16 protein-coding genes are annotated in these 20,181 nt (G+C 55.9%); 8 read left to right on the forward strand and 8 right to left on the reverse strand.

The genetic code is table 11. From position 1 onward, the window contains the following. Positions 1-59: 59 nt before the first annotated feature. The 8 genes from NTX71_06245 to NTX71_06280 all read left to right on the forward strand — a co-directional run bounded on the left by NTX71_06245 (position 60) and on the right by NTX71_06280 (position 8,746). A complete protein-coding gene (locus NTX71_06245) occupies positions 60-530 on the forward strand; it encodes a PTS sugar transporter subunit IIA (GenBank protein MCX6339503.1) in 471 nt (156 codons plus the stop codon). Between the two features lie 176 nt (positions 531-706). Continuing rightward, positions 707-3,397, forward strand: a complete 2,691-nt coding sequence (locus NTX71_06250; protein ID MCX6339504.1) for a PAS domain S-box protein — start codon at positions 707-709, stop codon at positions 3,395-3,397. 37 nt (positions 3,398-3,434) lie between these two features. After that, positions 3,435-3,800, forward strand: coding sequence for a response regulator (locus NTX71_06255; GenBank protein ID MCX6339505.1), 366 nt, complete (start codon positions 3,435-3,437; stop codon positions 3,798-3,800). A 66-nt stretch (positions 3,801-3,866) separates the two neighbouring features. Continuing rightward, positions 3,867-4,298 (forward strand): hypothetical protein, encoded by a 432-nt coding sequence (locus tag NTX71_06260; GenBank protein MCX6339506.1) that lies wholly within the window; start codon positions 3,867-3,869, stop codon positions 4,296-4,298. A gap of 108 nt (positions 4,299-4,406) precedes the next feature. Beyond that, a complete protein-coding gene (locus NTX71_06265) occupies positions 4,407-5,939 on the forward strand; it encodes a YifB family Mg chelatase-like AAA ATPase (protein ID MCX6339507.1) in 1,533 nt (510 codons plus the stop codon). 67 nt (positions 5,940-6,006) lie between these two features. Beyond that, positions 6,007-7,530, forward strand: coding sequence for a tetratricopeptide repeat protein (locus NTX71_06270; protein ID MCX6339508.1), 1,524 nt, complete (start codon positions 6,007-6,009; stop codon positions 7,528-7,530). A 266-nt stretch (positions 7,531-7,796) separates the two neighbouring features. Continuing rightward, a complete protein-coding gene (locus NTX71_06275; GenBank protein ID MCX6339509.1) occupies positions 7,797-8,039 on the forward strand; it encodes a hypothetical protein in 243 nt (80 codons plus the stop codon). Further along, complete coding sequence (locus tag NTX71_06280; protein ID MCX6339510.1) at positions 8,036-8,746, forward strand: polyprenol monophosphomannose synthase; 711 nt, start codon at positions 8,036-8,038, stop codon at positions 8,744-8,746. Before NTX71_06275 ends, NTX71_06280 begins: the two co-directional genes overlap by 4 nt. On the opposite strand, the gene NTX71_06285 is transcribed toward NTX71_06280, so the two are convergent. The 8 genes from NTX71_06285 to NTX71_06320 all read right to left on the reverse strand — a co-directional run bounded on the left by NTX71_06285 (position 8,725) and on the right by NTX71_06320 (position 20,068). Next, positions 8,725-10,236: a hypothetical protein gene (locus tag NTX71_06285; protein MCX6339511.1), complete on the reverse strand. Its 1,512-nt coding sequence runs from the start codon at positions 10,234-10,236 to the stop codon at positions 8,725-8,727. The two genes, NTX71_06280 and NTX71_06285, sit on opposite strands and share 22 nt — an antisense overlap. A gap of 7 nt (positions 10,237-10,243) precedes the next feature. Continuing rightward, positions 10,244-11,953, reverse strand: a complete 1,710-nt coding sequence (locus tag NTX71_06290; protein ID MCX6339512.1) for a glycosyltransferase family 39 protein — start codon at positions 11,951-11,953, stop codon at positions 10,244-10,246. 17 nt (positions 11,954-11,970) lie between these two features. Beyond that, positions 11,971-12,261 carry a hypothetical protein gene (locus tag NTX71_06295; GenBank protein ID MCX6339513.1) on the reverse strand — a complete coding sequence of 97 codons (291 nt, stop codon included), beginning with the start codon at positions 12,259-12,261 and terminating at the stop codon, positions 11,971-11,973. A gap of 19 nt (positions 12,262-12,280) precedes the next feature. Beyond that, entirely contained in the window at positions 12,281-13,678 is a 1,398-nt protein-coding gene (locus tag NTX71_06300) for a hypothetical protein (protein MCX6339514.1), read from the reverse strand. A gap of 22 nt (positions 13,679-13,700) precedes the next feature. Next, on the reverse strand, positions 13,701-15,092 hold the full coding sequence (locus tag NTX71_06305; protein ID MCX6339515.1) for a hypothetical protein: 1,392 nt from the start codon (positions 15,090-15,092) through the stop codon (positions 13,701-13,703). Positions 15,093-15,101: 9 nt separating this feature from the next. Next, entirely contained in the window at positions 15,102-15,863 is a 762-nt protein-coding gene (locus tag NTX71_06310; protein MCX6339516.1) for a glycosyltransferase family 2 protein, read from the reverse strand. Between the two features lie 156 nt (positions 15,864-16,019). Continuing rightward, entirely contained in the window at positions 16,020-18,338 is a 2,319-nt protein-coding gene (locus NTX71_06315; protein MCX6339517.1) for a YfhO family protein, read from the reverse strand. Positions 18,339-18,514: 176 nt separating this feature from the next. Further along, complete coding sequence (locus NTX71_06320) at positions 18,515-20,068, reverse strand: glycosyltransferase family 39 protein (GenBank protein ID MCX6339518.1); 1,554 nt, start codon at positions 20,066-20,068, stop codon at positions 18,515-18,517. Between the last annotated feature and the right edge of the window lie 113 nt (positions 20,069-20,181).

Genomic DNA, 20,181 nt, shown 5'->3' on the forward strand with positions numbered 1-20,181 from the left:
ATCTTGACAAGCCATCTTTTTGGTGTTATATTTTATTTGAATAAATAATGGGGCTCAACATGGAATGCGTCCAATACCTTGACTGTTCCACTATCATCCTCAACCTCAGCGGGAGAACCCACGAAGAGGTTATTGCTGAACTTGTTGACACAATCTGCCAGGGGGGTAATGGGGATAGAGCGAAAATTCTGAAAAGTATCTATACTGTAGAAGACATCAAGAATACCGCCGTAGGGAAGGGAGTCGCAATCCCGCACGGCAGGACAGACGCGATACCCCACCTCAAGCTCGCGTTTGGGAGGTCTGAGCGCGGCGTGAACTGGGGATCGCCGGATGGCAATCTCGTCCAGATGGTGTGGCTCATCGTGAACCCCAAACACCAGGCCGACGAATACCTGAACGTGCTCTCCCAGATAACAAAGATTTCCTGCCGGCAGAATTGCCGCGAGGCCATCATGCTCGCCAGGGATCCTGCCGAAATAGTACGGATCGTGAAGGAATGCAGGAACCGAGAGCGGGCCCGAAATTAAGGGTTCCCTCCCTCTCTTCGATGCCCGATCCGCGGGCTCATATAATCATGATATTTGCTTTCCCTATGCCCCTCTCCCCCCACCCCACACACCGATCAGTCAAAAACCCAACGGTGGGAATAGATTTTAAACCTGCTCCCGCTGTGCTATAATATAGGGATGGAGCGCGAGATGCCGTGAACACCCCTTCCAACACAACCCCGAGCCTCAGCGGGAAAGAGATATATCGCCACATCTTCGAGCATGCGGCCAGCGCAATGTTCATCGCCGACGCCGAGACAGGAATAATTCTGGATTGCAATGCCCAGGCTGAAGCGCTGATCGGACGCACGCGGGGCCAGATTCTCGGGATGCATCAATCGGAGCTGCATCCCGAGGGCGAGGAAGAAAAATATAAGGAGCGATTCGCCCTGCACGTTCAACAGGGGAACATTGGCGATGTCGAAGTTGAAGTACAGCATAGCGACGGTCGGCGAATTCCCGTCATGATAAGAGATAAGATCGTGGAGGTGGATGGCAAAAAATTGATCCTGGGGATCTTCGTGGACATGAGCGAGCATAAACGCACCGAGGAAGAACTCAGGGGACTTAAGCAGCAAATCGAGTTCATCCTGGGCGCGACAAAAACGGGCCTTGACATCATTGATTCAGAGCACAACATACGCTACATCGATTCGGCATGGCAAAGCGTCTATGGAGATCCCGCGGGAAAAAAGTGTTATGAATACTTTATGGGGGCAAAACGGGTGTGTCCCGGCTGCGGAATTCCAAAGGCCCTCGCCACTAAAAAGCCGGTCGTCACTGAAGAAATACTGGTCAAGGAGAACAACAGGCCTATACAGGTGACCACCATTCCGTTCCAGAACGAAATGGGGGAGTGGCTCGTCGCCGAGATGAACGTTGACATCACCGAGCGTAAGCGAATCGAGAACGAAATAAAAAGATATCGCGATCAGCTCGAAAAGATAGTAGAAACACGCACCCGAGAACTCGAAAGACTCAACGAACAGCTCCGGGGAGACATCGCCGCGCGCGCGAAGGTTGAAGAGACTCTCCGGGAGCGTGAAGATTTCCTTGCGAGCATCTTCACAAGCATTCAGGACGGGATCAGCATCCTCGACAAGGAAATGCGCATCATCCGCGTCAACCCCACCGTGGAGCGGTGGTACGCGCACGCCATGCCGCTCATCGGCAAAAAATGCTACGAAGCCTACCATTCGCGGACGGCACCCTGCGAGGTCTGCCCAACGCAGAAAACACTCGAGACCGGCAGCGCAGCCTATGAGATAGTCCCCTTGAACGGTCCGGGAGGAGAGATTGTGGGGTGGCTTGACCTCTACAGTTACCCACTCATCGACAGGGCAACCGGCAAACTCACAGGGGTTATTGAATACATGCGCGACATCAGCGACCGCAAGAAAGCCGAGGAAGCACTGAGAGCATCCGAGGCCAAGTATCGCGCCGTCGCCGATAATACCTATGCCTGGGAATTCTGGATGGATCCCGACGGCCGCCTCATTTACTCATCGCCCTCGTGCGAGAGAATCACCGGCTATGCCGCGGAAGAATTTGAGGCGGATCCTGGCATGTTGCGCACCATTATCCACCCCGATGATCGGGCGCGTTTTGAGTCGCACGAGCAGGAACAAGATCACGGCACTTCCCCGTCCGAGATGGAGTTTCGCGTCATCCATCGCGGTGGGTCAGTCCGCTGGATCTCCCACGTCTGCCAGCAGATATACGACGCCGCTGACACATATCTCGGCACACGCGGCAGCAACCGCGACATCACCGAGCACAAAGTAGCCGAGGAGACTTTGCGGGAATCAGAGGAGAAATATCGCGCGCTGATGGATGGTGCGGTTGATGCTATATTACTTGCAAATACCGATGGGTATCTGCTGGAAGCGAATGAGAACGCCCTCAAACTTTTTGGGTATTCGAAGAAAGCCTTAATGGGGACGCATTTCACACATCTTCACCCTGAACAGGAGCGCGCACGAGTGGATGCCGATTTCAAAGGTGGTGTAGAGAGTGGGCGCAGTTTTTTAACTGACGGCATAGTGCTCAGAAAGGATGGGAAACTAATTCCAGTGGATATCAGCACATGCGTCATTGAATATGCAGGCAAGAAGGTGGCACAGGGTATCTTCAGAGACATCTCGGAGAGAAAAAGAATAGAGCAGATGAAAGATAACCTCATCCGGGACGTCTCCCATGAACTGAAGGCCCCCATCGCCATGATGGAGATGGCGTTTGCCATGGGGCAGAAGGCGCTTGGGGCTGAAAATATTGATGATGCACAGAAGGCGTGGAGCATTGGCTCCAGAAATCTCAAGACGCTCAGCAAGGATGTGAACAACATACTGGGAATATTCTCGCTGAGCGCCAGAAGAGTAGTACCACAGCGGAAGCAGATTTCCCTTAAAAGGATGGTGGCCGAGATCGTGAGGGATTTGCGGGATCTCATCGCGCAGAAAAAACTCAGAGTTAAGATAGATATCCCGCGAGAGATCGACAAGATCTACGCTGACAGGAGAATGATGCGGACGCTCGTCCACAATATCATAGACAACGCGATAAAATTTACGAGACATGGCACCATCTCACTGATCGTTCGCTCTCGCGGAAATGAGATCTGTCTCAAGGTCAAAGATACGGGCCGCGGTATCGCGGAAAAAGATATGGGTGTGCTATTCACCAGATTCTTCAAGCATGATCCGTCAATGCAGGGGACGGGACTCGGCCTGGCAATCTGCAAGGACATCGCCGGGATATACGGCGGTACGATCCAGGTCACCTCGGCAGGAGCGGGGAAGGGAACCACGGTCACAGTGAAATTGCCGCGCGCAGTGCTGGGTATCTGAGCGCGGGAAACATGGAATACCACAAGAGGGTGAATGGATGAAGCGCATACTTATTGTTGAAGATGACCCCGACATGCAGGCAATTTACAAGTTCATGTTTAAGGATGAAGCCCACAAGTATGCGATCCAGATCACGGGTAACACGGCGAGAGCGTTAAAATCAATCAGACAGCGGCGCTTTGATCTCATTATCTCTGATATCATCATGAGGGACATGAGTGGTGAATCCTTTCCTGTCCAGGTAAGGCAGGAAGGGAAGAACAACGTGCCCGTCTTGGTGGTGAGCGTGCTGAACCCCGACATGCTGGGACAGCTCAAAAATATGCACCGCGTCTATTTCCTCCAGAAACCGATCACCAGGGAAAAATTGCTGAATAAGATTGGCAGGATTGTGCGGTCGTGAACGATCCCGCCAGTGCTCTAGATGGAGCAGGCTGAACAACCCCTCGTACGAGAAAGGAGCAGTGCCATGAAAGCCGTTGCGATGTTATGCGCAGCAATCGTTCTTCTCGGCCCCGTTGCAGATAGAGCGTTCGGTGCCGAAAAAGCTGATGAAGGAGCCATACGGGAAGCCTTCAACACCAACGCGGCTCTTTACATACAAACGACGCAAGCGGATTTACAATCCAATATAAACTTTCCGAATGTCGGCGTCACCCTCCTCTCGTCCGGTATCGAAAAAACAGACTCACTGGTCACTCCGTATAAGGGGAAGGCCGAGTATGTCATCGAATACGATAATCCCGCTGAAAAAGGCTTGCGCAAAACTCATCCGTATATCATGCGCTGCACCTACTTCAATGGGAAATGGGACATTGACCCGCACGGGCATGCTCGCAAGAAGAATATTGAAGACCTGGAGCCGCCCCTGTCAAAAACTCGTGTCTCTCCTGACGTGTAAACACGAAGAGCCACCCTCAGGTAACTGACCAATAACCTTTCGCCGCGCTTTCCGCTTGCCACGCCATTTCCCATAGTCTATGATGGTGGAACCGGGAGGATCGTTGATATGCTTGCGAAGGTTCATTCAGGTTCCATCCACGGCGTCGAGGCGTATCCCGTTGAGATCGAGGTTGATGTCTCAGGAGGCATCCCGGCGGTGGTCATCGTCGGGCTCCCCGATACCGCGGTAAAGGAATCCCGGGACCGCGTCAAAACAGCCATCCAGAATTCCGGTTTCGTGTACCCCGAGGGGCGCCTCACCGTCAACCTCGCCCCCGCGAATATCAAGAAGGAGGGTCCGAGTTTCGATCTCCCCATCGCCGTGGGGATTCTCGCCGCCGGCAAACAGATCGATCGCGATCGCCTTGGCGACTTTATCATACTGGGTGAGCTCGCCCTCGATGGGAGCGTGCGCGCGGTCAGGGGCGTGCTCCCCATCACCCTCACGGCGAAGCAGGAGGGACGGAAAGGCATCATCGTCCCTGCGGATAACGTCGCAGAGGCCGCCGTCGTGGAAGGGATCAACGTTTACCCGGTTGACTCCCTCGCGGCGCTCGTCAAGTTCGTCGAGGGAGAGGCTGAGATCAATGCCGTCACGCTGGATATGAGCGAGGTGTTCGAGCGGGCGCGCACTTACCCGATTGATTTTTCCGACGTCAAGGGGCAGGCGCACGTGAAGCGGGCACTCGAGGTCGCGGCGGCCGGCGGCCACAACATCATCATGATCGGCCCTCCAGGGTCAGGCAAGACAATGCTCGCCAGAAGGCTCCCGACAATCATACCCGAGATGACGCTCGATGAGGCCCTCGAGACGACCAAAATTCACTCAATTGCCGGCCTCCTCGATCGGGGAACGCCGCTCGTGGCCACGCGCCCGTTCCGCAATCCGCACCACTCAATCTCGGACGCGGGGCTGATCGGCGGGGGAACCTACCCGAGGCCCGGCGAGGTGAGCATCGCGCACAACGGCACTCTCTTCCTCGATGAGCTGCCGGAGTTCAAGCGGAATGTGCTCGAACTCCTCCGCCAGCCGATCGAGGACGGCTATGTGAACATATCCCGCGCGGCGGGGACAATCACCTATCCCGCCCGCTTCCTGCTCGCCGCCGCGATGAACCCATGCCCGTGCGGATTTTTTACCGATCCCCAGCGCACCTGCCGCTGCACGCCCGCGCAGATCCAGCAGTACATGTCGAAGATCTCGGGGCCGCTCCTGGACAGGATCGACATCCACGTGGATGTGCCCGCGGTGAAATACCGCGAGCTCGCGGGGGAAACGATCGCCGAGAGCTCTGAGGCGATGCGGAGCCGCGTGAGCGCCGCGCGCGGACGCCAGCTCGGGCGGTTCAGCGAAGAGAAGATCTACTGCAACGCCGAGATGAACCACCGGCAGATCAGGAAGCACTGCCGGCTGAACGCGGAAGGGCAGGAACTCCTCAAGACGGCGATCACCGAGCTCGGCTTGTCGGCGAGAGCTTATGACAGGGTGCTGAAGGTTTCCCGCACGATAGCCGATCTCGAGGGGGGCGGCGAGATACTCCCGCCGCACGTCTCCGAGGCGATCCAGTACCGGGTGCTGGACCGGCAGCTGTGGATGTAACTACAGCCCAAGGTTGAACGTTGAAGGTGTAAAGCCTTTTTACAACACGCTCAGGCGTCCCCTTATCATGTCCAGCGAAAAGCGGAACACGATCATCGCGCTCTTTATTATCGTCGCTGCCACGCTCATCTCGTTTTATCCCTCGCTCCACGGCGGCTTTGTCAACTTCGACGACGATCGCTACGTCTATCGCAACCCGATGATCAGGGACTTGTCCTGGCAGGGAACTGCGACGATATTCACCTCCACCGACTACGCCGTGATCTACTGCCCGCTGGTGTTCCTCTCTTACGCGATTGAATACCGCTTTTTCGACCTCCACCCGTACGCATATCACATGACCAACCTCGTCCTCCACTTGTGCAACTGCGTATTGGCGTTCTGGTTCATCCTCCTGTTGAGCCGCAGCATCTCCACCGCGCTCATCGTCGCCCTGCTCTTCGGCGCGCACCCGCTCCGCGTCGAATCGGTTGCCTGGATCACCGAGAGGAAAGACGTGCTCTACGCGTCCTTCTTCCTGGCTGCGCTCGTCTGCTATTGCTATTACCTCGCACACAGGTCAACCATGAGGTATCTCGGCGTTGTTCTATTCTTCCTTCTCTCCCTCCTCTCAAAACCGGCAGCGCTGGTGCTCCCGCTCGTCCTCCTCCTCTGCGACTATCTCCGCGGCGCGAAAATAGACAGGAAGAACCTTCTCGCAAAACTTCCCCTCTTCTCAATCGCCGCGGCCTTTCTGATCCTGGGGTTTTTCGCCGCAAAGGACTACGCGCGCACGGGGCCCGCGTTCACCATGTTCGACCAGCTCTTTATCCCCCCCTATGCCCTGCTCTTTTACCTCTACAAATCCATCGTGCCGGTGCGCCTGTCATGCCTCTACCCTTTCCCCGTAAAGCATGGTGATTTTCTGCCTGCGGTATTTCTCCTCTCTCCCCTCATACTCATACTACTCGGCGGGCTGGTCGCGTTCTCAACACGCTCCACAAAAAAATTGGCCTTTGGGAGCTTGTTTTTCCTGATCACGGTCCTCCCCGCCCTGCAATTCTTCCCCACGGGCACGGCGATTGTCGCCGACCGCTTCATGTACATCCCCTCGATCGGGCTGTCATTTCTCCTGGCCGAATTGATTGCATGGCTCTACGGGAGGAAGAGGAAGTTTGTCGCGCACCTCGCGGCCGCCTCGTTCGCGGTGCTTATCGTGGCGCTGTCCGCCCTCACGCGGAGCAGGTGTGCGGTGTGGAATAGCAACATCGCGCTGTGGGACGATGCCGTTCGTAAGTACCCCGATGGCTACATTCCGCTCGCCTATTTCAACCGGGGCATTGTGTATACCGACATGGGGCTGTATGAAAAAGCTGTTTCCGATTTCAATAGAGTGCTCACGCTCTACTATCGCGAGCGGGGAATGGATGGAGACCACGCCGAAACCTGCCGCACCATGATGGCAACCGGCGGTGGACCCGCGGAGGCATATCACTTCCTCGCCTCCAGGTACGCTGAGATAGGCAAGACCCAGGAGGCGATCGGCTGCCTCAATGTGTCCAGACGGCTGCGCGGCGAGAGCGGCGTTCCACTCCACACGGCGCCGCCCTGAGGTGAGGGCGTGAGGTAACCCCTTAGTCACAGGGGGAAAACAGTATAAACGACTATCCACTGATTTCACTGATGAGCACGGATTTTTAAGTAGGTTATCAGTGTAAATCCGTGTTAATCCGTGGATGAAAACACTGCGTGAAATGAATTAGTGCCCACCGTGACTGATGTATTACGGCGCACGCTCATTCCAGATAGAGAAAAGGATGCGAGCTGTGGTATCATTTGAACCTGCGCTGACAGAACACACCGGAGAGGGGGAGCCAAATGGGCCTGACGCCCGAGCAGCAGGATGTGTTAAAACTCATGCGCGGCATCGTGGAGGGCTACCACACGCTCAGCATCGGCAACGCGCACGCGCTCAAACGGCTGGCCAGGGACTACTTTAAGGTTGACCTGGATGTGGCACCGACCATTGAGGCGGTACGCAGCCGCCGCGGTGACCTCATCTACACTGAACTCAACCGGCTCCAGGCCGTGATCAGCGAGATTGAGGAGCACGGTAGATGAGCGGGAAAATCCTCGTCGCGATCGGCACCTACAACGAGCGGGAGAACATCGCGCGCCTCGTGGAGCAGGTGCTGTCCGTTGCGGGCCGCGAGCCACTGGACATACTCATCGCGGACGACAACTCGCCGGACGGGACAGGCCAAATCGCAGACGAGCTCTCGAAGAGGCACGCGCGCGTCCACGTGCTCCATGGCCCGCACAAGCGCGGCCTCGGCAGGGCATACCTCGCCGCCTTCGCGTGGGCACTCCCGAAGGGATACGACACCATCATCACCATGGATGCCGATTTCTCGCATGACCCGAACTATCTCCCCGAGATGTTGACGAGGAGCCGGGAGTGCGACGTGGTGATCGCCAGCCGCTACGTGCCGGGAGGCGGCGTGAAGAACTGGCCATGGTATCGCAGGGTGGTGAGTCGCGGGGGCAGCATCTACTCAAGGCTCGTCACCGGCCTGCCGGTCCGGGACGCCACCGGCGGGTTCAACTGCTACGGGCGGAGCGTGCTCCAATCGATCGGCCTCGAGACCATCCAATCGGAGGGATACGCGTTCATGATCGAGATGAAGTACCGGGCATGGAAGAAGGGATTCCGCCTCTGCGAGATTCCGATCGTCTTTGTCGACCGCACGCTCGGCGCGTCAAAAATGTCAAAAAGGATCTTTCTCGAAGCGTTTTTCCGCTGCCTTCAATTGAGATTCTCGCACTGAGGACCCGATTCTAAGGACCTCGCATATATCGCGCGCGCTCCCATCAGGTGAATTCTCCGGAAGCCTGATTCCCTGAGGCGCCGTCGCACATCTCTCGTGAGCAGCCCCCTGGCGATGACAATGTAGTTCGGCTCCTCGCCCCGCTTCAAACTCAGATGGTAGTGGTAGCCAGTCTTCCCCATCAGCTCTTCAGGCGTCCGCGCACTGCGGATCGCATGTTCGAGGAGCATGTCAGGGGTGCGCGGGGCCGGCGAATACCTCTGGTATTCGTCCAATGTGCCAAAGGCCTCAAGCGGGACATTGTGGCGAAGGTAGAAATATCCTCCTGTTTCCCACCAGTAGGCACCAAGCACGGTGACCGCCCTCACATCGTTTTTCCTGCTCAGATATGCGAGGGCTGACGCGTATCCGCTGTTCTGCCGCCATGGGAAATGGAGGCCCTTGACGCATGAGAGGAGCAGGATGGCAACCACCACGGTTGTCGCAAAGAATCGCTTGAGCCCGGAACTGCCGATTCTCGCCGAGAGCCCCGTGAGGCCGGCCGCGATCGAGACGAAGAGGAGGGGGAGCGCGGGGGCTAGAAATCGCGCCTCTTTATGGAGCAGGACAGAGAGGATACCGACGAGCAAGAGGGCAGAGCCACCTATAAGGGGAAGCTCGTGGAGGCCGTAGAGGAACAGAAGTGCCACCAGCGGCGAGAGCGGGTAGAATTCGTTCCAGAGCCACGCGAGATAGAAATACCACGGCTCCGCTCCCCAGAGGGAAGCCGGAAGCCCTGTAAAGTGGAATGCGAAGTAGGCGCGCAGGGAGTGTACGGCGCTGCCCCACCGGACCCAATCGATCGCTCCCTGGAGGAGGAGGCAGATCGAAAAACCAACTGCCAGTGCCAGGAGGCCTCGCAGGTCGCGTCGCACACAACAATAAATGGAGAGCGGCAGGAGGAAGATCGCGACCTGGAAGCGGATAAAGAAGGCCACTCCCATGAGCAGGCCGCCGAGAAATCGCCCCGTCAGGCTCCCCCCACGGTTCAGCCCTATCAGGAGAAACGGGAACAGGATAATATTCATGACGAATGTGTCCGGGAGCGTGCGCACGCTGTAGTATATGAGTAGATACCAGAATGCGCAGAGGAGCGAGGCGATCACCCCCGTCGCTCCGTCCCGCAACTCCCTGCCAAGGAGATACGCCCCCCAGACCAGGCCGAGAGAACAGAGCGCGTTGAAGGACCGGACAATGACAACGCCGGATATCGGATCATCCAATCGAAGGATGCGGACAAGCCACAGGAGAGGTACATAGAGGGCGGGGAAAAACCAGAATCGCGCTCCGAAAACGAATTCCCATGGAACGATGCCGTAGCCGCACACGATGCGGTGTGCCTGCTCGAGGCTCTGGAACGGCTCATCGGGGTGCATGTACCCAGATGAATGGACGGCCGCGACTGCCCTCACGACTGTCGCCAGCGCGAGGACGGGGAGGAGGGCCCGCATGCCGGAGTCACCTCGTGGGCGCATGGTCAGTCCCTATGGATGTCGGGGGCGTATCAACAGCGTAGACGAAGATAGAGTGACCCACCTGCGCTGCCGGGCGGCGCTCTTTCAGCCAGTCTAACGCGTGCTTGTCGTCTCTCCGGACGCACTGCAGATCCATCGCGGAGATGGCGACGTAGCCGCTCACGCCCTCGACGTTCGCCGGTAGCGGCGCGTGCTTGATCGCATAGTAGTCCAGCACATCGGGATAGAAACCGCATTCCCAGATCCGATCAATCCCCTTTTCCCGCAGGTAGTTTTTCAACCCCTTGACGTCCTGCCCCCAATCCAGATTCGAATCGACGAGATACCTGTATCCCTGGCTCGGGCCGCCGATGAGCTCATTGAAATACGCGAGGTAGTGCGGGTAGATGGAGAGTGATGACGCGAGGTGCCAGGCGAGGAGCAGGCACATGACGGGCGCGAGGAGCTTGCGCCGCTCGGGCGCGGGCATCGCCAGTCTCGAGATGAAGACGAAGAGGAAAGGGTATATCGGCAGGATGTAGCGGAGGCCGATATTTATTTTCCCCAGCATGCAGGCGGTGAAGAAGAGGAGCGGGGGCAGTACGACGAAGCACTCGCTCCCCCAGTCCGCGCGCGCCCTTTTAAACAGTGCGAGCGACAGGACGAAGAGGATGAGGATCGCGACAGGTGTCTTTATGAGGAACGCCACGGGGAAGTAGTACCACCAGCCGGTGGTGGAATAGCGGCCCATGAGAAACGCGGGATGCCCCTCCGCGGCGTGCCGCAACTGGAACAGCAGGCCGCGTACGAAGCTGGGCGCAGGGCAGGGGAGTCCGAGCAACCGGGGAGGCAGGAGCCTGGCAGCCCTCCGCGGCAGTTCACCGATGAGCGATGCGAGCGGCGCTGTCTCAAAGCCGTACGCGGCCCATATCACGACCGCGGCACAGCAGAATACGACGATGAGCGGAGTAACCGCCGAGAGGATACGCGCGGGGAGAACCCGTGGCGGGCAATCTGCCTGCACAAAGGCTCGCAGCGCGGAGAAGGCCGCGGGGGAGAGATACGCCGCGCAGTAGAGAATGACATAGATGGGAAAGAGCAGGAAGGCGGAGAACTTGCTCAACTGGGCGAGGGCGAGGCACGTAGCGACAAGGAGCAGCCCCGGCCAGTTGGGGCGCCGACAGAAACACCAGAGCGAAAAAACGGCGAGGAAGATGAAACAGGCCGCCGCCATATCCGAGGTTGCAACGCCTGCGTGGGCGAGGATATTGGGACAGAAGCAGTACAGGAAGAGCGCCATCACTCCGCTGAGCTTGCCGAAGAGCAGCGACGCCCACAGATACACCAGGAAGCCGAGCAGGCAGCCGCACGCAACGATGCCCATCCTCCCCCAGAAGATAATGCGCTCGGCGTCCACCCTGTTGTGATAGAGAAAATGGAGACCGAGTGCGGGCGAGTTCGCCTCCCGCCATGCGGGGTGATCCAGCGGCAGGTCCGGTTTCAGAAAGAGGAGGGGGATTGCGGCGATGTATTTACTCAGGGGCGGGTGCTCATAGGTCAGGCGGAAATTACCTGTTGTGAGCTCGGCGTAGCCGGGGAGGAACGTCACGATTTCGTCGGTGACCATCGACTGCTGCCTCATGCTGGCCACCGCCTGGAGCGCACACAGTGCCAGCAGAAGACAGATGAGTAACCGCGTGCTGCGTTCCGTCACCTCTCAGACTCCATACCTCACTGTACCGTAACGGGCGAGGTGGACATGCCGTTGCCCAGCCAGTTTCCGGGGCTCGCCGCACCGGCGCCCGCGGGCACAATGACCGCCTCGAGCGTGTAGATCCCCGCGGGGATGCCATTCGGTATCCGGAACTGCAGCGCGCCCGCGGCATTCCCGTTCGGGTTGAAACCGCCGGCGACCGGACTGATGCTGGTTGACCATCGGAGTTTTGAGTCCGCGACCCACAATTTTCCATCCGGCACATTCGCCCCGAGGTCAACTGCGCAGACAACAGCTAATGTCCTCATCTTTGCTTCTCTCCCTGAATCACGGGTACACAAAACCCACCATGCTGAGTGTGATAGTAGTTTGAACCATTGTCGCGACCAAGACAAGCGAAAACGTCGATCTGCCCAGCCGCTCGGCGCAGCAGTGCGCGGCCACGATCTGAATCAAAACGGCGAGGAATATCCACAGCCTCGCCACCTCGCCCCTGTTGATGCCGATGAGATCGAGAAAGAGCAGCATGGCGGCGGTTGAGAGTGTGAGGAGCGGGCCCGGTTCCAGCAGCGTTTTCCAAATCTCCCCTCCACGCCCCACCCTGTTTCTCACGGCGGAGATGCCGCGCGCGAGCGCCCCTCCCATCGCGAAAAAGAAGAGGATCATCTGGGCGATGCCTGCACTAAAAAAGAAATCCTTTGGATTCTGGACGACCCATATCCCGTAGCTCCTCTGGTCGTGCAGGTTAAAATCTATCGCATCCCTGAGCACCATGAGAAAAACCTCAACGATATTGAACTCCAGCAGGAGGAGCACTGCGAGATGGAGGGCGAGAAATGAGAGGGCGGCGTATGCGATCATACCCACGAGCTGTGGCCGCTGGATCTTTCTCTCAAAGTAGTATTTCGCGCAGAGGGCGACACACACGATACCCATGACCAGCGGAAGCGGTTCAAAGAATAGCACGAGATAGATCGAGCACCCCGCGAGCACGAGATACGCCACGCCGCGTGACTCGAGGTACCTCAGGAAGAGGAGGAGCGTGAGGAGAATGAACACCGGCGTGACGGTGTTGAGGATCGGGAAGAAAAAGATCTTCGCGGGGATAAAGAGGTAGAGGATCAACGAGTAGATTGCGGTCTGGGCGTTATGGAATATGCGCTTCACCAGGGCGTAGGTCAGCAGCGCGCCGATGTTCGAGATGAGGATGACGAGCCACCCCATTACCCGTGGCGAGGCGGTGAGCGCGCGCATGAGCGAGAAGAACACGATCTTCCCCGGCATGTTGCTCCTCACGTGCCGCGGCATGCGCGGCGCGATCGTTTCGTAGTGCCTGAGGAGTTTATCCGCGCGGTATTCCATCGCCGGTTTATAGAACGAATTGGCCACGTCGCTCTTGATAATGGTTGCCAGCGAATATGGATACACTGAACGGAGCGTCAGCTGGATGAAAAAACCGGTGATGAGCCAGAGACAAATGAACCCGCGCTCGCGCCCCCCTATGTATCGGTTGGTGAGGAGTAGCAGCGCGAAGATGAACGGAAGGGCCGCGAGGGAGACAAGAATCGGAGCCCATGTGATGCCCCGGTAGTACGGATAGGTCCAGTTGCCCGGAGCCGACCCGAAGGAGATATTTTTTGTAGCGACGAGAGAAATAAAAATAAGTAACGCGGCTGCGATACATATATTCACCGCCGCTGCTTTACCAATTCTCAATCTGGCCATTTTTACCACCCGCGACATGGGCTCATCGCACACGATCGGGCGACAGGGCGTACGCGCACCTGGAGCGCTCCGGAATCAGGTAGAGGAGCATGAGAAAGATCATTTGGGCTGAAATGAGATAATAGTAATTGCAGAAGGCATTCTTGAGGACGAGGAGCGCGCAGAAAGAGACCGTGATGCTCGCGCGAAGGAAACCCGCGATGTTTTTGTCCTCTATGAGGAGCAAAAGGATGAGAAGGGACAGGATGAGCGGCAGGGAGATCACGGGAGGTATGTGTGTTCCGTAGCGGTTGAAGAGGAGGCTCTCGAGGCTGAGCGCATCGGGCCGGGACCCCAGTTTCAGATGGTGCATCACCGTGCTGTACAGGAATTGCCTCGGGGAAGCAATCAGATAGGGCAGGATCGTAATGAGCACGATCATCGAAATGACAAGGATTTTCTTCCCTCCCCCCTCGAGGAGAAAAATAAAGGGAAGCAGGATGAGATTATATTGCTTCGCGGCGAAGAATACCCCCAGGACGATTGTCCCGGCCCTCTGAGACCCACGGTAGATGAGGTAGATAGCCACACAGAGGAGGCCGGCTGAAATAGGCTCCGTCCATGCTTGCTCGAGCACGAAAAAGGACAGCGGATTGGCCAGATAGACCAGGGCCAACAGGGGAGCCGCGAGCTTCGGGTAAGAGTCCCCTCGGGCCATTCCATGCACCGTGGCGATCCGGTAGAGCATACACGCGCAGACAAGGTCAAAGAAGATAGAGCATGTGCGGATATCTCCAAATGCCCAGCGAAACGGCGCAAGAAGTGCAACAGTCACAGGAAAATAGAACAGCCCGGGCAAATAGGTGCCCGGCGGGTAGATCGCTGTATACGTCGCCCTGTAGGGATTCTCACCGGCGAAAAGAGCCCTCGTCGCCTCCTGGAGAATGTAGTACACATCTATGTGGGGTTTGGGTGATGCAAAGATGACAAAGACCTTGCCGGCGAGAAACATACCCGCGCAGAGGATGATCAAGAGGCGTAGCGCAAAAATGTGCTTCCGCCCCTTTGAACGGATGAGTGCGATCAGGATGCCTATGCCGAGCGGGAAGGCGCAGAGGCCACATGCATTGATCATACGATTGGAGAGAGGATTCTCGCAGTACATCAGGCTGTTGGTGAGACCAAGAATGAGAGAGAAGAGACAGAGACACGCAGAGAGGAGGATGAGTGGAGCCGTACTATTTGCCGCATGCACCTTCCTGAACAGGGGGCAATAGAGGAGGCCGAGCGGAGCCAGTAATGCGATGAGCGAGAGAGCTGCCCAGGAGCGGTAGCTGCCGAAGGTAGCGTATAGGACCGAGCTTATGGTGAGATACATCAGAAATAGTGGATAGAAACCATAGCTATAGCAAATCCCATTCGCCTCTTGTTTCACTGGAGTCACTCAGACCTGTAATTTTTTGCCATTCCGGTTGAATATCGAAAACCGGCCGAGCCGCAGTTTTTGGAGTACGAATTGCAGGGCGGTGCCGACCACCCCCCATCCATATGCCACACTCCTGCCGAATCCTATGGAGGAAGACTCCCTGGTATATTGCGAAGGCGCCGTCAGCTCGCCTATCCTGTAGCCGAAATAGATTGCCTGAGCCAAGATCTGGTTGTCAAATATAAAGTCGTCGGAATTTTCCAGGAGGGGAAGGCTTGAGAGCACTTCTCTTGAAAAGCCTCTGTAGCCGGTGTGGTATTCTGAAATTTTCTGGCCGAGCAAAATATTCTCCATGAAGGTGAGTGCCCTATTAAAAAAATATTTATAAAGGGGCATGCCGCCCCTCAGGGCCATGCCGCCCAATATCCTGGAGCCGAGCACGACATCAAACATTCCCGAGGCGATAAGTCCCGCCATGGCGGTTATCAGCTTGGGAGGATACTGATAATCCGGATGAAGCATTATCACTATGTCTGCTCCCTTTTTGAGAGCTTCCCGATAGCACGTTTTCTGATTGCCTCCATAGCCCCTGTTTTCATCATGCACGTGAACCTCAATTCCCAATTTTTTTGCTACGGAAACAGTATTGTCACTGCTGCGATCATCCGTGAGAAGTATCACATCGACAATTCCCCTGGGGATCTCGTGATAGGTTTTCTCCAGTGTCTTCTCAGCATTGTATGCAGGCAGCACCACAACTATCTTCTTGCCTTCGAGCATCTCACACCCCTCCAATCGAGAGCACGTTGAATTGTACGGGTTTGATTCATCAAGCCCGTATTTGACTCGGATTCGATAAAACTTGTCCTGAGCGGAGCCGAAGGATCCCTGCCCGGCCGGCAGGCGGGGAACCCCTACGACAGAATGATGTTCACTTCAGTCGAATATGCATCTCATACTTGTGACAACGGCGATGAGCAATGAAATCAGGGAGATCGCCACGCCAATTTTAAAGGAAGATGGTGAATAGTAAAAGTGCAGATTGTGATCGCCCGCAGTCGAGATGGCAACGAGCCTGAAGCTGCCGTTCGCTCTGTGGATCTTTACCTTCCGTCCGTCAATAAACGCCCTCCAGCCCGGAAAGTAATTATCGCTCAGGATCAGATAGCAGGGTCTTTCTGCGTGGATTTTCAGCGCTACCTCCCGCGGCCTGTAGCGCGTGATGGTGCAGGAACTGTTCGAAATGCCGCCCGCGTGGTACAGTGGCACATCCCGGTCGGCGACCAGCGCCTCACTGCGGAAGTCAAGTCCCGGCAGCTCCTTGAGCACCTCGTCGCCGGAGCCGACGACACGCACCCGCGGCACGAGGAAGGCGCGCGGCATGCACGAGAGGTTTTCAAATATGCGCACCGAGCGGTCAGCGTATGCGCACCGGTAGCGCTCCGGATAGCGCACGCGCATCGCGCGCCGAGGGTCCTGATCTTTCGCGCACATGATATATTTCACATTAAGGAAACTCGCCATCTCTTCGTTGACGCTGGTGACCACCTGAAAAAGGTTTTCAAAATTTCCGAGCGCCGACTGGAAGAGTCCGTATGATCCGATCCCCATGGCATCGTAGTTCCTCGGTTCCTGGATCCCGTACCAGGCGCTGAGGTCGGGGAAAAACAGATCCCCCATGAAGAGGCATCGATGCACCGATTGATCCCTCTGGAGGAAGCGGAGGGAGGGTGACGTAGGATAGAACTGGCTCTCCGGAATCGCGGGATTGAAACCGATTGCGTGGACACCCGTCTGCGCGAACATCAGCAGGCCCAGATACAGCGCCGCGCGTCTGCCCGTCAGCAGGCCGTACCGGCAGAGCAGGAGGATGAGAGAGGTCACCATGATGAACGCGAGGAATAAGATCGGCGGCGCGAGGTTGTGGCGAAAGCGGAACTGGAAGTTGTACGCTTCGAAAAAGGCCTTATTGGAAACGGCGAGCACAACTGCCGCAGCGAGGACAAGTGCCGCGAGTCCGATCACGGCTGCCGCACGCGGAGGCCGTGCGCCATTCTCTGTAATAGAATGGATAGAGAACGCCCCGATGACGCAGAGCGAGAAGCCGAGGCAGAAGAGCAGGCGGCTGTTATCGGCGATGTCGAGGAAGGGGACTGCGGTGAGGATCCGGTAGATCGGCTCTCTCTTGTATATCACGCAGAAGCACAGTGCTCCTAGGATCAGGTAGAACCAGACGTACCCCTTATTTCGCGCCGTGCTGAGGATGGCGAGAAGGGACAGGATGACCGTGGTCACACCGGCGAGTCCGCCCACGGACACGCAGTAGTTGGTGAACGGAGCGAAGTAGCTCTTGTGGCTTGGGTTTCCGTAGAAATCGGGAATCAGGTTGAGGATCGCCGCGGGGAGCGGGAGGTAGTGCGGGTTCGCCGCATATGCCGCCCGTCGAGTGTATGCCGTGCTCAGGAACAGGTACTCGAGAAAAGGGATGAGCTGGACGGCCGCCAAGCCCAACCCAAGGGCTGAGAAGAGGAGGAAGCACGCGAGCCTCCTCCGGCATTGGCCCCAGGAAAGTTCACCGGATAGCAACCTCCAGAGGAGGTATGCGAGCGCAATGAGAAGCACGTGGATGAGCGTCTCGATATGGCCGGCGAGGGCGGCGAGCGCCACGGAAAGGGCGACGAGGAGCGACGGCCATCTGCCGGGGGGACTCTGCCTGAGGAACTGCTCGATGAGAAAGAGCAGGAGGGGGAAGAAGATCATGACGCTGCTCAGCGGCCACTGGAGCCAGAACACATTGAAGCCGAGGAATGCGAAGTTCACGCTGCCGAACGTTGCGCCCCCCCTGTTGAGGCCGAGCGAGCGCAGGTAGAGATACGTGGAGAGCGCGATGAGGGAGAGTTTGAGAAATGCAGCGGCGACCAGAGCGATTTTCCATGGCAGGATATAGAAACAGAGATTGAGCGGAAAGAGCACTGCGGATTGCAGGTTGGCGAAGTGAGGTACGCCTGCGCCGGAGCAGGGGTTCCAGAGGGGGAAAGAACCGCCGAGGATCTGCTCGCGGCTGAATTTCAACCATGGGTGTATCTGGGTCACGATATCGGAGAGGAGCACGTTTCGTGGGGTGTACGGTACACCGGGAATGGAGAAGGGCGACCACATCTGGAGAATATCGGCAGGGGAAAAGTAGGCGCCGCTGAAGAGCGATAGTGAGAAGAATATGAGAATGGAACAAAGGATGAGTATGTGGTATTTCATGCGGGGCGCCGATCAGGCTCGGGTATACAAGATAATTGCTTTAAGATGGATCATCCCTTTGGCAACAACCAGTGCCGATCTGAAGGAGTATATTATATATATTCCGACAAGCACATCAGCAGAGGTTCCTATTTTAAGTACAACATGTACAGTGAGCGCTCCTTTTGAGTCTGGCTCTATAGCTGAGTTTCTGCATACCGTTTCATAATATTGTTATGTTGATCGTAAATGAGGATGATGCTATTTTTAATCTGATCGATTTTTTTCAACTCCCCAACGTCAATCTCCTTGTGTCCTCGCCATGTCCCTTCTGCGCCCGGCAGCCGAACGGCCTCTATGTCTCCTGATCTCCCTCCGTAGGCAAAAAAGAGCGCTTCTGAAATGCCATTTCTAAAAATAAATGCATATCCTATCGAAGATTGGATTCCGTCGGGGAGATTAACAAAATATACTTTGCGACCGGCTAATGAATCCGGTTCAAGCTCCTTTACCGATTTTATGATCCGTCTCACATTATATGACGCAGTCGCCCAATCCATTTCTCTTTTTTTTATGAAAAGCACTTGTGGAATACTAGCAGCAAGACATATCGTGATGAGTATGACTACGCTTATCCAGGAAGAGTGAGGACAGGCGTCAGCGGTCGACTTAGTGAATTTGCTGCCAAAATAGTTGGAGGAACGAACAAAAGCCATGGCCAGGATGATAGACGAGAAGCAACCGGGGAGGAAGAGGTAACGCGCTTCGACCACCGTGTAGATGGCCGGCAGGGAGATGAACAGAAGAAAACAGGCAACCAGGAATTTCATTTGCATTGAGCCAAGCCCCAATAGCATTCCCACACCCCCACAGGCAAAGAGCATGGCGCCGATTTTTACATAGGCGGGACAGCTCAAGTGAGAATATGTGGTGAGAAACGGGAGGAAACCGTAGAGCACATATTGCGTGTAGTTCACGGCTATTTTGCCGGGGGGATTTATCATGCTGAACGGAGCTTTGAAAAATAGGTACACGAACAAAAGCACGAGGAAGGGAATGAACTTTGCCGCCGCACAGGGCGGTGTTGATAATGGAGCAGCCGTGGGGGAGTGAAGCCGGGCAATATTGAAAACATGATATGCAACGAGAATGAAGAAAAGAGGAAATGCTGACTCCTTAGTAAAAACGGCACAGCAAAACCAGATGAGGGATAGTATATACCATCGCAGCTCCCCGCGATGGCAATAGATGTGGTAGGAAAGCAGTGCGAGAAGGCAGAAAAATGTGAGGAGGATATCTGCGGAGCACGATATCCAGAAGATAACCTCGCTATGGTAAAATGTGCACGCGAAAAGCACGGGGGAAACTATTGATACTATTTTATTATGGGTGATTTCAAGAGCAAGCAGGGAGAGCAGAACGCAATTGCATAGCTGAAATATAATTGCAGTTACGCGAAAGGCAATTGGAGAAGTAGAAAATAATTTGTAGATGATTGAAAATATGAAAAGAACGCAGGGCCTGTAGAATTCCCATTCTGAAGGGATGAGGGCGGCACGTAGGCCCCCCGAAGCCCATTTAAGGAGTACGAAATCATCCGATTGAAAATAATTATTGAGTGAATATGAGTAAAGGAGTACAAGGGTTAGCCCGCATATAATGATTACCCATGTTACTAGAGTAAAATAAGGCTCCAGATAAACTCTCTTCTCGGCGTTTGAATTTGGCATATGTAATGGTTTAGACATCATATTGGGCTCAATACGTTCGGAGTCATATTATTACAAAAATGAGAAATATTTGTATATCCATTCCCGGATGGAGTGTTTAATGTGGGTATGCGTGGTATCCAAATCACCTAGAG

Source organism: Candidatus Auribacterota bacterium (assembly GCA_026392035.1).
In the GTDB taxonomy this organism is placed as follows: Bacteria; Auribacterota; Tritonobacteria; order UBA1439; family UBA1439; genus JAPLCX01.